At 53.7% G+C, this 486-nt stretch carries 1 protein-coding gene; it reads right to left on the bottom strand.

Annotated elements, in window-relative coordinates; translation table 11 throughout:
- Window positions 1–360: hypothetical protein (locus AC1DCY_RS27500; protein ID WP_477355910.1), on the bottom strand; the 360-nt coding region annotated here is incomplete at its 3' end.
- Window positions 361–486: the final 126 nt, after the last annotated feature.

The following is a 486-nucleotide window of genomic DNA, read 5'->3' as shown; positions in this document are numbered from 1 at the left end:
AACTACATAGGCGCGCACTTCAGTAACTTCGAGAGATTCGTCAGCCTGAGGGCAAGTGATGGATACGACACCATCGCGGGGGATAATTCGACCAGTGCCATTGTGAGCCACGGTGAAATTCACACCGCACTTTCGCTTCTGTAGCTGTCCAACAATTTCGTGGTGGGCTGTGTTGAGGTTGCCTTTGGTCTGCCCCAACACCACCCAGTCGCTAATGACGCCACCAGTAACCTCTCCCGCTTCGCCCTTGTTCTTAAAGGTGAATGGCAGAATCGTCAAACGAGGAACAAAGATCTCATCCGCCGCAAAAGCCGTGGATGCCAGAGCCGTCATTACCAGTGCTGCTACCGCTTTTTTCATTGTTGCTCCATTGGGTTTTGTGCTCAGTTTGCTACCGGGAGTGCCCCGGACTTCACGACCGCTTCACTCAGGCTCAGTATGCCCGGTATGCCCGGTATGTGAAGTCGTAGCTCGCCGCGTTTACAC

Source organism: Lysinibacillus sp. 10T31, assembly GCF_056394365.1.
The sequence above is the reverse complement of the archived record's forward strand: the minus strand, read 5'-3'. Positions and strand labels throughout refer to the sequence as shown.